The following is a 12,634-nucleotide window of genomic DNA, read 5'->3' as shown; positions in this document are numbered from 1 at the left end:
ACAGGTAACCTGGCCGTCCGTATCAGAAGCTGAACGACTCCTGACGATATCTGGAAAACAACGCCGTATTGGCGCGACACTCGTAAACCTGACCCCACCGTCTGGAAAAGTCGGCTGCCGTGATGCCCCGGCTTTGGCTAGACTGTGCGGTATTTCTCATTCACGCATGACAGCCCCTCCGATGACCTACGAACTCACTGCCGAGCAGATCCAGCAAGTGCTGCATGGCATCAGCGTGCCGCCGCAGCCCCAGATCATGGTCGATCTGCAGATGGAGCAGGTCATGCCCGACCCCGATCTGCGCGCCATCGCCAAGCTCATCAGCCAGGATCCCGGGCTTTCCGGTGCGCTGCTGAAGATCGTCAATTCGCCACATTTCGGCCTGGCCAACCGCATCGCCTCCATTCAGCAGGCGGTCAACCTGTTGGGCTGCAACACGGTGATCAACCTGATCAACGCGCAGTCGATCAAGGGCGAGCTGACCGACGAGGCCATTCTGGTGCTCAACCGTTTCTGGGACAGCGCGCAGGACGTGGCCATGACCTGCTTGACCCTGGCCAAGCGCCTCGGTTACCACTCCCCGGACGAGGCTTACAGCCTGGGGCTGTTCCACAACTGTGGCATCCCGCTGATGATCAAACGCTTTCCCGACTACATGCAGGTGCTCGAGGAGGCCTACGCCAATGCCACCGACGAGCACCGCATCGTCGATACGGAAAACGAGCGCCTGAGCACCAACCACGCCGTGGTCGGTTACTTCACGGCGCGCTCCTGGCGCTTGCCGGAGCACCTCTGCCAGGTGATCGCCAATCACCACAATGCCCTGGCCATCTTCAGCGATGACTCCGGGCGCGATGCCCAGCTCAAGACCTTGCTGGCCATCCTCAAGATGGCCGAGCACATCTGTGCCACCCATCGGGTGCTGGGCGGGCAGGGCGTGGATCTGGAGTGGCATTGCATCGAACAGCCCATCCTCGAGTACGTCGGGCTGTCGGAATACGATTTCGAGAACCTGCACGAGAGCATTCGCGATCTGGCCGTGCTGTAGCCGGCGACGGCCTGCGCGCCGCTGCCTGCGGCTTATCCGCCAGCGGCAATCCTGCTAAGGTTGCGCTCCCTCGTTTTGCAGTCGTATCGCCATGCCCGAATTACCCGAAGTCGAAACCACCCGGCGCGGCATCGCCCCCTATCTGGAAGGGCAGCGCGTCAGTCGCGTGATCGTGCGCGAGCGGCGCCTGCGCTGGCCCATTCCCGAAGACCTCGACGTGCGCCTGTCCGGGCAGCGTATCGAGTGCGTGGAGCGCCGCGCCAAGTACCTGCTGATCAAGGCCGAGGTGGGCAGCCTGATCAGCCACCTGGGCATGTCCGGCAGTCTGCGCCTGGTCGAGTCCGGGCTGGTGGCGGCCAAGCACGAGCATGTGGACATCGAGCTGGAGTCCGGCCTGGCGCTGCGCTACACCGACCCGCGCCGTTTCGGGGCGTTGTTGTGGTGCGAGGATCCGCTGCGCCACGAGTTGCTCGCCAGGCTCGGCCCGGAGCCGCTGGGTGGGCTGTTCGATGGCGAGCGGCTGTTCCAGCTCTCGCGTGGGCGCAGCATGGCGGTCAAACCTTTCATCATGGACAACGCGGTGGTGGTCGGGGTGGGCAACATCTACGCCACCGAGGCGTTGTTCGCGGCGGGCATCGACCCGCGCCGTGAAGCCGGTTCGATTTCGCGGGCACGCTATCTGCGCCTGGCCGAGGAGATCAAGCGCATCCTCGCCCATGCCATCGAGCGGGGGGGCACCACCTTGCGTGATTTCGTTGGTGGCGATGGCCAGCCCGGTTACTTCCAGCAGGAGCTGTTCGCCTACGGGCGCGGCGGCGAGTTCTGCAAGGTCTGTGGCAGCACCCTGCGCGAGGTCAAACTGGGCCAGCGAGCTAGCGTTTACTGTCCCAAGTGCCAACGCTGAGCGAACCCTCACTTTCATAAGAACAAGAAGCACCGAGGTGGATCGATGTCCGGTAACTACTTGCCGCCCAATCCTGTGGCCGAATGGCTGGGGCGTAGCGTATTGAAACTCATGGGCTGGCGCATCGAGGGTGAGTTGCCGAAGATCGACCAGTTCGTCGCCATCGGCGCCCACCATACGTCCAATTGGGACTTCGTCATCTTCATTGCCCTGAAGTTCGTGCTGCGCCTGAATGCTCGCTGGTTCGGCAAGCACAGCATCTTTCGCTGGCCGTTCGGCGGGCTGATGCGTGCCTGGGGCGGCATTGCCATCCGTCGGGATCGCCAGCTCAATACGGTGGAGCAGGCGGTACAGGCATTCCGTGACAACCGGCAGTTCATCCTGGTGCTGTCGCCGGAGGGCACGCGCAAGAAGGTAGAGCGCTGGAAGATGGGCTTCTACCATATCGCCCGTGGCGCCGGCGTGCCCATCGTCATGGGTGCGCTGGATTACCAGAACCGCCGCGTGGTGATTGGCCCCACCTTCCATCCAACGGGGGACGAGCAGGCTGATCTGGCCAACATGTTGGCGTTCTTCCGGCCTTACGTGCCGAAAAAGCCGGAATACGCCTTTCACGGCGATTGACGTCCGTCACGCTGACAATTGCCAGGGCGCTGTTATAGTTACTGGCACTTACTCGCACAACCTAAGGATCGATCCATGAAAGCGTTCCGCACCTGCGCTGCCGTTCTGGCGTTGACCTCTGGCTTGCTGGCACTGCCGACCCAGGCGGAAGTGGCGCAGCAGAACGTCAGTGGCGACCCGCTCTACACCGTCGAAGCCCCCAAGGGCTATGCCATGGTCGGTGACCTGGTCATTGCCCGCCCCCTGCTGATCGGTGCCACCGCCATCGGCACGGCGGCCTTCATCGTCAGCCTACCGTTCACCGCGCTCGGCGGTAACGTCGGCGAAGCGGCGCAGTCGCTGGTGGTCGAACCCGGTCGCGAAGCCTTCGTGCGCTGCCTGGGCTGCACCAGCAGCGGTTACAAGCAGGACTGATTCGACTCATAAGCTAGCTATTGAAAAACGTAGGCGAGGCAGGCAAGACAAGGCAAAAACAGCCGAAAAAGCGGAGTTTACGTGCTGTAAATGAGCATTTTGAGGCTGTTTTTAACGCAGTATTGCCAACGCAGATAGTTTTTCAAGCGGCCTCTCGCCCGCATGGGGGTGAGAGGCCGCTTGCGTTCGTGCGCCGATAAAGGGCGCCTCTAAAAACGTAGGCGAGGCAGCCAGCGCAAGGCAAAAACAGGCGAGAAAGCGCAGTTTACGCGCTGTAAATGAGCATTTTGAGCCTGTTTTTAACGCCGCGATGGCAACGCAGGTAGTTTTTAGAGGTGCCCTAAAGGGATGAAGCGGTGATCATCAAGTATGTACGTGGGCTGATGCTGGTTCTGCTCGTGGCAGGGCTGCTCGCCTCGTTCTGGTTCAGCCAGGGCTGGCTGCAACTCTGTGCCGGCCTGGCGATCTTCCTGTTCGGCATGCAATGCCTGGAGGAAGGGCTGCGGCAGCTCGCCGGTAGCAAACTGGAGCAGATTCTCGGGCGTAGCACGGCCACGCCGTTCAAGAGTTTGATGTTTGGCGTGAGTGGCACGCTGCTGCTGCAATCCAGCACACTGGTGTCGTTACTGACCATCGCCTTCATCAGTACCGGGTTGATCCAGCTAGCCGGTGGTATCGCCATTCTCTTCGGCGCCAACCTCGGCGCAACCAGTGGCATCTGGCTGCTGGCGCTGGCCGGGCAGAACCTCAGCCTCAGCCCCTTGGCCCTGCCGTTGCTGGTGTTCGGTGTGCTGGCCGGTTTCTTCGGCGACAGAAGCAAGGCGGCCGGGCGTATCGTGCTGGGCATCGCCTTCATCTTCCTCGGCATCGATCAGATCAAGGAGGGCTTCGCCAGCTTCGACGATGGTCTGGACATGACGGGTCTGCATGTCGACGGCGTTCTGGGAGCATTGCTGTTCACTGGCATCGGCATGGCCATCACCGTGGTGCTGCAGTCCAGCCACGCAGCCTTGATGCTGACACTGGCTGCCCTGGCCAGTGGGCAACTGGAGCTGGGCCAGAGTCTGGCCATCGCCATCGGCTCCAACGTCGGCAGCAGCGTCACCACCGCCTTCGTCGGCTCCCTTGGCGGCAACCGCAGCGGCCAGCGTCTGGCCCTGGCCCATGTGCTGTTCAATATCACCACTGGCGTTATCGCCTTCTGCCTGCTCGGCCCGCTGACCTGGCTGGTGCATGCGCTGGCCGAGCCGCTGGGCCTGGGTGGCAACAGCCTGATCCAACTGGCGATGTTCCACACCCTGTTCAACGCCATGGGCGTTGCCCTGTTCTGGCCGTTGCAGGCGCGTCTGGCGCAGTACCTGATTCGCTGGCTGCCGGAGCGGGTCGAGCCGCAGGTGCTGATCACCGAGATGGCGCCGATACAGGTGGTCGAACCCGAGCGTAGCCACGCCCGTTACCTCAACGAGCGCGCGCTGGATTCGGTGGAGTCGGCCTCGGTCGCGGTGGTGCAGGAGTTGGGGCACCTGGGCCGCTTGAGCCTGGAGGTGATCTGCCATGCCCTCTACCTGCCGGTGGAGCAACTGGCGCAGGCCAAGGCCGACGAGCAGTTGCTGCAGGCCCGGCCGCAGCAGCCGGGGTTCGACGCCGACCGTCTCTACCAACGCCACATCAAGGGGGTGTACGGCGATCTGCTGAGCTTCATGGGGCGCATGGAGCTGCCCATGGACGAGGCGCACCAGCAGTTCTGGAACACGTGCCAACTGGCGGCGCTGCAACTGGTGGATGCGGTCAAGGATGCCAAGCACCTGCAGAAGAACCTCGGCCATTACCTGGAGCAGCCGCCTTCGGGCGCGCGCACCTGTTATGTCGAGTTGCGCCGCCATCTGCTGCTGACCTTGCACGAGTTGCGCGAACTGGCCCGCAGTGAGCTGGAAGAGGAGGCCTGGCGCTCACGCCTGGCCTGGCTGGACGACCAGGCCGCGGAGTTCGACGCTCAGTTCCGCCAGCGGCTGTTCAGCGAAGTGCGCTACGGCCACCTCGATGGCCTGCAGACCAGCTCGCTGATGAACGACCTGGGCTACGTCAGCCGTATCTTCCAGAGCTTGCGCAACGTGCTGATGCTGGGCGACGAGCAGACGTTGTTCCGTGAGCTGCGACGTTTCGCCCATGAGCAGGAAAGCCTGATCGAAACCCCGTAGCCCCGATGCAATCCGGGTTGTGACGTGAGAGCCTCCCCGGATTTCATCCGGGCTACGATCCTACTGCTTGCCCGGCACGACTAGCGATTGCCCGATACCGCGCGGATCGCTCGCGGCCTGCACCTCGCCGCTGACCTTGTTCCAGAACAGCACCTGCTGGTTGCCGTACTGCTGATCCAGACGCTTGAGGCTGTAGCCGCGCGCTTGCAGCTCGGCGACCTGCTGGTCAGTGAAGGTGTCCGGCTCATGCTCGATCACGTCGGGCAGGAACTGGTGATGATAGCGGGCCACGGCGGGCCAGCTTGTGACGGGTTGGTCGTCTAGGTATTGCAGCATCGCCAGCAGCACCATGCTGGGAATGCGGCTGCCCCCCGGCGTGCCGAAGGCCGCGAACTCGTCAGTGCTTTCGAGAAAGCTCGGGCTCATCGACGACAGCGGCCGCTTGCCGCCGGCGATCAGGTTGGCCTGGCTGCCCACCAGGCCGTAGGCGTTGGACTCATCGACTGCGGCGGCGAAGTCGTCCATCTCGTTGTTGAGCAGCATGCCGGTACCGGGCACGGTGAAGGCGCCGCCGAACGGCAGGTTGACCGACAGGGTAGCCGCCACCGCATTGCCTTCGGCGTCGAGCACGGCGAAGTGGGTGGTGTTATCGCCCTCGTTCCAGGTGCCGGCAGGCGGCAGGCTGGCGCTGGGGGTGGCGCGCTCGGGCTCGATGCTGCCGGCGAGCACGGCCAGATGGCCGGGGGAGAGCATCTCGTCCAGCGGATTCTTGACGAAATCCGGATCGCCCAGCAGTTCGCGGTCACGGTAGGCGCGGCGCAACGCTTCGACCACGTAATGCACGCGCTGCACGGGCTCGGCATCACGCCAGGGCAGTTGCTCGAGCACGGCCAGGCTCTGCGCCAGGGCCACACCTCCGGCCGAGGGCGGCGGTGCGCTGATCAGTTCGTGACCGTCTTCCAGGGTGAAGCGCAGGGGCTTGCGGCGCTGCACCTGGTAGCCGCGCAGGTCATCCATCGTCCAGATGCCCCCGGCGCGGCGTACGCCCTCGATCAGGCGCTCGGCCAGGGCACCATCGTAGAAGCCGGGGCGGCCTTGTTGCGCCAGGGTCTGCAGGGTGGCGGCCAGTTCCGGTTGGCGCAGCAGATAGCCTTCGGCGGGCACCTGGCCTTGGTTGAGGAACAGGCGCGCGCTTTCCGGATCATCGCGTAGTGCCGCCAGGCGCCAGGTGGCGCGCTCGCGGTAGATGCGGTCGATGGTGAAACCGTCGCGGGCCAGTGCGATGGCCGGGGCCAGGCTGGTTTTCAGCGGCAGGCGGCCATGTTTCTCGGCCAGTTCCACCAGCGCGGCGGGAAGACCGGGAATGGCGGCGGCGAGGGCGCCATCGAGCGACAGTTCGCGCTGCACCTGGCCCTCGCGCACGTACATGTCGGGCTTGGCTTCCAGCGGGGCGCGCTCGCGGGCATCGAGAAAGTCATAGGTTGGCGTTTCGCCAGCGCTGCGCAGCAGGAAGAACCCGCCGCCACCCAGCCCCGAACCATAGGGCTCGACCACGGCCAGTGCGGCACTGGCAGCCACGGCGGCATCGAAAGCGTTGCCGCCGGCATCGAGCATCTTTTGCGCAGCGGCGCTGGCAGCGGGGTGGGCGGTGGCGATGGCGGCCTGATGTGGTGCGGCCTGCGCCAGCAGGCTGGCAGCGAGCAGCAGGGTCGATAGCAGAAGTTTGCGCAGCATGCGATCTACCTAGGTCGACTGAAGGAAGCCGCAGCTTAACAGTCTTGCCCTGGCGTGCGCGCCTGATTGCTCAGGTGCAGGTGCGAGGCTCGGGCTCAGGCCTTGCCGGTGATGATCAGGTACTTCTGCATCAGTTCATCCTTGCTCTCGACGTTGTTCTCGTCGAGGGGGATGCAGTCCACCGGGCAGACCTGCTGGCACTGCGGCTCGTCGTAATGGCCCACGCATTCGGTGCACAGGTTGGGGTCGATCACATAGATCTCCTCACCCTGGGAGATGGCGCCGTTGGGGCACTCGGGTTCGCAGACGTCGCAGTTGATGCAATCGTCGGTGATGATCAGGGACATGGAACAACTCCTGTCGAGGCGTCGGCCTCGACACAGGCAGAGAACGATGGCGCGAATTGTGCCGGATTGCCGCGTCTTGCGCCATGCGACCTTGCTGCGCAGGGCAGGCGCTGGAGCCTGCCCAGAGCGTCAGGCCTTGCGAAAGCGCTCCTGCAGGGCTTGGGCCACGGCCGGGTGGACGAACTTGGTGATGTCGCCACCCAGGGCGGCAATTTCACGCACCAGGGTCGAGGAAATGAAGGAGTACTTCTCCGACGGGGTGAGGAACAGGCTCTCCACGTCCGGTGCCAGTTGGCGGTTCATGTTGGCTAGCTGGAATTCGTACTCGAAGTCTGAAACCGCACGCAGGCCGCGCAGGAAGACGTTGGCGTTCTGTTCCTTGACGAAGTGCGCGAGCAGGGTGGAGAAACCCACCACTTCGACGTTGGGCAGGTGCTTGGTGACCTCGCGGGCCAGCTCGACACGTTGCTCCAGGGGGAACAGCGGATTCTTCTTGGGGCTGGCGGCGACGGCGATGATGACGTGATCGAACAGGCGTGCAGCGCGTTCGACCAGATCGCCATGGCCCTTGGTGATGGGGTCGAAGGTGCCGGGGTATAACACTCGATTCATCGGTACGTCCTGGCGGGTCGAAAAGGACTCGGATGGTAGCGCAGCGCATGCCAGCGGCCAAGCCGCGGCCTGCGCTGTGTTTCCCAGCGCCAGATTGGTAGCGTCTAGCTCGGGCTTTTCAGCCGCTCGCCCAGGAGCGTGGCGAGCTTGGCGGTGAGCCCGTAGATCGACAGTTGCGGGTTGGCGCCGATGCTGGTGGGGAACAGCGAGCCGTCGTGGATCGACAGGTTGCCGAGCTGATGATGCCGGCCGAGGCTGTCGACCACCGCTTGCTGCGGGTCTTCGCCCATGGCGCAGCCGCCCATGACGTGGGCACTGCCCAGGCGCGTGCGGTACAGCGCCAGATCGAGATCTTCGATCATCTCCTTGGCCTTGCTCCAACTGTCGACGAAACGCGCATCGGCATGGATCGGCAGCACCGCCTTGGCTCCGGCGGCGAACTGGATTTCGGCCATGGTCAGGAAGGCGCGGCGCACGCCGTCCCAGGTGTAGTCGGTCATCTGGTAATCGAGCACCGGGCTGCCGTCGCCGCGCAGTTCCACCCGCCCTTCGGCGCTCTCGGGGTGGAAGCCGTCGCGCAGCAGGGCGAGCATCATGTTGGTGTGCGGCAGTTGCTCCATGCGCAGGGCGTTGTCCTGGCCGAAGCCGCCGAGCAGGGTGGCGGTCAGGGCCGGTTGCAGCGGCGGTACTTCCAGCTTGAAGGACAGGCGCCCGGTGGTGCCGTCGTCCCATTGGAAGTGGTCGGAGTACAGCGACTGCGGCGCACCGTAGAAGGGGTTGATCACCTGATCGAACTGCCCGGCGGAGAAGTTCACCAGGTGCAGGTAGGTGCGTCGGCCCACGCGTTTGTGCGGGTCGGGCGCCTCCGAGCGCAGGAGGATGCCAGGCGTGTTGATACCGCCGCCGGCCAGCACGTAATGCCGCGCCTTGACGCGAATGCGCTTGCCGTTGGGGGCCACGCAGCGCTCGTCCATACCCAGGCAGTCGAGGCCGACCACCTTGTCGCCTTCGATCACAAGCCTGTCGGCGCGTGCCAGGTAGAGCAGCTCGCCACCAGCATCGAGCGTGGCAGGGATGGTGGTGACCAGCATCGATTGCTTGGCGTTGGTCGGGCAGCCCATGCCGCAGTAACCGAGGTTCCAGCAGCCGCGCACGTTGCGCGGGATCACCGCCCAGTGGTAACCGAGCTTGTCGCAGCCGGTGCGGATCACCTCGTTGTTGGCATTCGGTGGCACCATCCAGGGGGCGACGCCCAGGCGTTGTTCCATCTTCTCGAACCAGGGCGCCATGGACTCGACGTCATGGCCCTTGACCCCAAAGGCCTCGGCCCAGTAGGCCAGGGTCTGTGGCGGGGTGCGGAAGCTGCTGGTCCAGTTGACCAGGGTGGTGCCGCCCACGGCCCGGCCCTGCAGGATGGTGATGGCGCCATCCTTGCTCATGCGGCCGATACCTTCCTGATAGAGCGTCGGGTAGGCCTCGGCCTCCTGCATCTTGAAGTCATCGCTGGTCTTGAGCGGGCCTTCCTCGATCAGCAGCACCTTGTAGCCAGCGGCGCTGAGGATTTCCGCCGTGGTGCCACCACCGGCACCGCTGCCGACGATGGCGACATCGGCTTCCAGGGTCAGGTCGTTTTCCAGGCGCGAGCCATCATGGGTCTTCCAACCCCTGGCCAGGCCTTGCTTGAACAGATCGGGTACGGGCATTTCAGGCTCTCTTCTTGTCATTCACTGCGAGCGAGACAGGGCGGGTAGGGTGCGCTGCGCGCACCGAGGCTCAACCCCGTTTTGTGGTGCGCATGGCGCACCCAACGGGAGCCGCGACAGGTCTTCAGACGGTGGGTGGCCCCGGATAGCCGCAGTGCGCCCAGGCCTCGGGCCGGCTGTACCAGGCCATCATCACCAACTGCAGCAGCGAGGAATGGCCCATGCGCAGCAGGCTCAGACTGCTGTTCTGCCAGCGCTCGAGAAAGTTGCGCACGTCATTGGCGCTGGCGTTTTCCCAACTGCCCCAGACGCCGGTCAGCGGGCCGCGGGTGACGGCCATGCTCTGCACGTCGAATAGCTGCATGGTGAGCTTCAGCATCTCCGGCGACAGGTGCGCCAGGCTATGATCGAGGCTCTTGATGGTGCCTTCGACGGCCTGTGGCATCTGCCCGGTGGGCACTGCGCCGTCCAGCATCACCGGGATCAGCGCACGCAGGAAGGGCATGTCGCTGCTGCGCAGGATCAGGTAGCCGCTGGCCGGCGTGCTGGCCGAGCAGCCGCTGAGGCTGGCCGTCAGGCCGACGGTACCGAGCATGGCCGTGCCCATCAGACCGATCTTGAGCAGGTTGCGCCGCGACAGGTGCGGCGGTTGTAGGGCGGTGTCGTGCATTGTTGTTATCACCTGGCAGAGCGGGCCGCTGGCCCGCGTGGATCAGCGTACGAACAATTTGTAGACCAGCTTCTGGATCGCCTTGCCGTAGGGCGGGTAGATCAGCTTGGCGGCGTTGAAGCGCTGCTTGATGAACACGCCCTTGGCCTTGCTGAACGTCAGGAAGCCTTCATGGCCGTGGTAATGGCCCATGCCCGAGGGGCCGATGCCGCCGAACGGCATGTCGTCCTGGGCGACGTGCAGCAGGGTGTCGTTGAGGCACACGCCACCGGAGTGGGTCTCGTGCAGCACGCGCTGCTGTTCGCGCTTGTCGTAGCCGAAGTAATACAGCGCCAGCGGGCGTGGTCGGGCGTTGACGTAGGCGAAGGCGTCTTCCAGGCGGTCGTAAGGCACCACGGGCAGCAGCGGGCCGAAGATTTCGTCCTGCATCACCTTCATCTCGTCGTTCACGTTCAGCAGCAGGCTCTGCGGCAGGCGCCGGCCCTGGCTCTGCGGGAACAATGGGACGATGCGCGCGCCCTTGGTCTCGGCATCCTGCAGGTAGCCATTGAGGCGGGCCAACTGGCGTTCGTTGATGATGGCCGTGTAGTCCGGGTTGTCCGCCAGCGTCGGGTAGAAGCGCTGCACCACCTCGCGATAGGCGGTGACGAAGCCCTCGACACGATCCCTTGGCACCAGCACATAGTCGGGCGCCACGCAGGTCTGCCCGGCGTTGAGGGTCTTGCCGAAGGCGATGCGCTCGGCGGCGTCGGCCAGCGGTACGTCGGCGGAAACGATGGCCGGCGACTTGCCGCCCAGCTCCAGGGTCACCGGGGTGAGGTTCTCGGCGGCGGCGCGCATCACGTGCTTGCCGATGCTGGTGGCACCGGTGAACAGCAGATGATCGAACGGCAGCTTGGAGAAGGCCATGCCCACTTCCGCCTCGCCCAGGGCCACGCTGACCAGGTCTTCGGGGAAGATGCGCGCCAGCAGTTGCTTGAGCAGCAGCGAGGTGACCGGCGTGGATTCGCTCATCTTGATCATCACCCGGTTGCCGGCGGCCAGCGCGCCGGTCAACGGGCCGATGGCGAGGAACAGCGGGTAGTTCCAGGGCACGATGATGCCGACCACTCCCAGCGGCTGGTAGACCACCTTGGCCGCTGCGGGCATGAACTGCAGGCCGACGCTGCGCCGCGAAGGCTTCATCCACTTGCGCAGGCGCTTGGTCGCATAGTGGATGCCGTGCAGACTGGGCATCAGTTCGGCCAGACGGGTTTCGTCGGCCGAGCGATTGCTGAAGTCCTCGGAGATCGCTGCCACCAGGGCCTCCTGCTGCTCGGTCAGCAGTTCGCGCAGGGAACTCAGCCACTGGATGCGCTGCTCGGCCGACGGCATCGGATTGGCGGCGAACGCCGAGCGCTGCAGGGCGAAGGTGTCGTCTAGCTGATCGATCTGCTGTTGGCTGTGCTGCAGGTAGGCGATGTTGCTGGCCATGGCGTTGCTCCGGAACGTTCCAGTCTGGGGGTACTGGATGTTTAGAGTAATTGCTCTAGTCTGTCAAATAGGATGCCGCGCCCTCGATCTGCCTGCACCCTAACCAAAGGTCAGCGCGTGGCCTTGGCGAGCTGGCGAGGTAACACTTCGCCTGTTTCTGCCTGTACCTTTGCCATTTTGCAGTCGAGAACGAGCCGAGCATGGCGCCGCCAAAGACCCGTGACCGCATCGTTGCCGCGAGCCTGAGCCTGTTCAACAGCCAGGGCGAGCGCAACGTGACGACCAACCATATCGCCGCCCACCTGGGCATTTCGCCGGGCAACCTGTACTACCACTTCCGCAACAAGCAGGTGATCATTGCCGAGCTGTTCGCCCAGTACGAGGCGCAGGTCGACAGCTTTCTGCGCCCACCCGAGGGGCGCGCGCTGACCGTGGACGACAAGACCTTCTATCTGGAGGCGCTGCTGGCTGCGATGTGGCACTACCGCTTCCTGCATCGCGATCTGGAACACCTGCTCGATTCCGATGCCGAGCTGGCCGAGCGTTATCGCGCCTTCGCCCAGCGCTGCCTGGTGGGGGCGCAGGCGATCTATCAGGGTTTCGTCGACGCCGAGATCCTGTTGATGGGCCCGGCGCAGATCGAGGCGCTGACGCTCAACGCCTGGATCATCATGACCTCCTGGGTGCGCTTTCTCTGCACTGCCGGAGCCAACCCGGACAACCTCAGCCAGGACATGCTGCGCCGTGGCATCTATCAGGTGCTGGCGCTGGAAGGCGGCTATATCGCCCCGGCCGCGCGCGAGGCGGTCGAGGCCCTGTATGAGCGCCTGCACGTCCCCCTGGGGCAGGTGTTGGGCTGATTGGTATCGTCCCGGCTTCCATCCGGGCTACAACACCGAGGTAGAGC

General features: G+C 64.4%; 12 protein-coding genes. 6 read left to right on the top strand and 6 right to left on the bottom strand.

From position 1 onward, the window contains the following. Positions 1 to 235 precede the first annotated feature (235 nt). The 5 genes from OU800_RS21410 (at position 236) to OU800_RS21390 (ending at position 5,188) form a co-directional block, all read left to right on the top strand. Positions 236 to 1,048 (top strand): HDOD domain-containing protein, encoded by an 813-nt coding sequence (locus OU800_RS21410; protein ID WP_268184398.1) that lies wholly within the window; start codon positions 236 to 238, stop codon positions 1,046 to 1,048. 91 nt (positions 1,049 to 1,139) lie between these two features. Further along, the gene (mutM, locus tag OU800_RS21405; protein WP_268179358.1) at positions 1,140 to 1,952 is read left to right on the top strand and encodes a bifunctional DNA-formamidopyrimidine glycosylase/DNA-(apurinic or apyrimidinic site) lyase; all 813 of its coding nucleotides are present in this window, start codon (positions 1,140 to 1,142) and stop codon (positions 1,950 to 1,952) included. Positions 1,953 to 1,997: 45 nt separating this feature from the next. Next, a complete protein-coding gene (locus OU800_RS21400; RefSeq protein WP_268179357.1) occupies positions 1,998 to 2,576 on the top strand; it encodes a lysophospholipid acyltransferase family protein in 579 nt (192 codons plus the stop codon). Positions 2,577 to 2,651: 75 nt separating this feature from the next. After that, positions 2,652 to 2,990 (top strand): multidrug transporter, encoded by a 339-nt coding sequence (locus OU800_RS21395; RefSeq protein ID WP_268179356.1) that lies wholly within the window; start codon positions 2,652 to 2,654, stop codon positions 2,988 to 2,990. A gap of 383 nt (positions 2,991 to 3,373) precedes the next feature. After that, on the top strand, positions 3,374 to 5,188 hold the full coding sequence (locus OU800_RS21390) for a Na/Pi cotransporter family protein (RefSeq protein WP_268179355.1): 1,815 nt from the start codon (positions 3,374 to 3,376) through the stop codon (positions 5,186 to 5,188). 60 nt (positions 5,189 to 5,248) lie between these two features. Here OU800_RS21390 and ggt read toward each other — a convergent pair whose 3' ends face one another. From ggt to OU800_RS21360, 6 genes are all read right to left on the bottom strand, one after another. Continuing rightward, positions 5,249 to 6,922: a gamma-glutamyltransferase gene (gene ggt, locus OU800_RS21385; RefSeq protein ID WP_268179354.1), complete on the bottom strand. Its 1,674-nt coding sequence runs from the start codon at positions 6,920 to 6,922 to the stop codon at positions 5,249 to 5,251. A gap of 95 nt (positions 6,923 to 7,017) precedes the next feature. Next, a complete protein-coding gene (locus tag OU800_RS21380) occupies positions 7,018 to 7,269 on the bottom strand; it encodes a YfhL family 4Fe-4S dicluster ferredoxin (RefSeq protein ID WP_268179353.1) in 252 nt (83 codons plus the stop codon). A 129-nt stretch (positions 7,270 to 7,398) separates the two neighbouring features. Further along, entirely contained in the window at positions 7,399 to 7,881 is a 483-nt protein-coding gene (gene coaD / locus OU800_RS21375; RefSeq protein WP_268179352.1) for a pantetheine-phosphate adenylyltransferase, read from the bottom strand. A gap of 104 nt (positions 7,882 to 7,985) precedes the next feature. Further along, positions 7,986 to 9,584: a GMC family oxidoreductase gene (locus OU800_RS21370; RefSeq protein WP_268179351.1), complete on the bottom strand. Its 1,599-nt coding sequence runs from the start codon at positions 9,582 to 9,584 to the stop codon at positions 7,986 to 7,988. A 124-nt stretch (positions 9,585 to 9,708) separates the two neighbouring features. After that, entirely contained in the window at positions 9,709 to 10,254 is a 546-nt protein-coding gene (locus tag OU800_RS21365; RefSeq protein WP_268179350.1) for a twin-arginine translocation pathway signal protein, read from the bottom strand. 42 nt (positions 10,255 to 10,296) lie between these two features. After that, positions 10,297 to 11,727, bottom strand: coding sequence for a coniferyl aldehyde dehydrogenase (locus OU800_RS21360; protein WP_268179349.1), 1,431 nt, complete (start codon positions 11,725 to 11,727; stop codon positions 10,297 to 10,299). A gap of 200 nt (positions 11,728 to 11,927) precedes the next feature. Between OU800_RS21360 and OU800_RS21355 the strand changes: the two genes are divergently transcribed. Continuing rightward, the gene (locus tag OU800_RS21355; RefSeq protein ID WP_268179348.1) at positions 11,928 to 12,587 is read left to right on the top strand and encodes a TetR/AcrR family transcriptional regulator; all 660 of its coding nucleotides are present in this window, start codon (positions 11,928 to 11,930) and stop codon (positions 12,585 to 12,587) included. Positions 12,588 to 12,634 lie beyond the last annotated feature (47 nt).

This window comes from Pseudomonas sp. GOM7, from assembly GCF_026723825.1.
GTDB lineage: Bacteria > Pseudomonadota > Gammaproteobacteria > Pseudomonadales > Pseudomonadaceae > Aquipseudomonas.
Note: the sequence above shows the minus strand (reverse complement) of the source record. Positions and strands in the feature narration are given on the sequence as shown.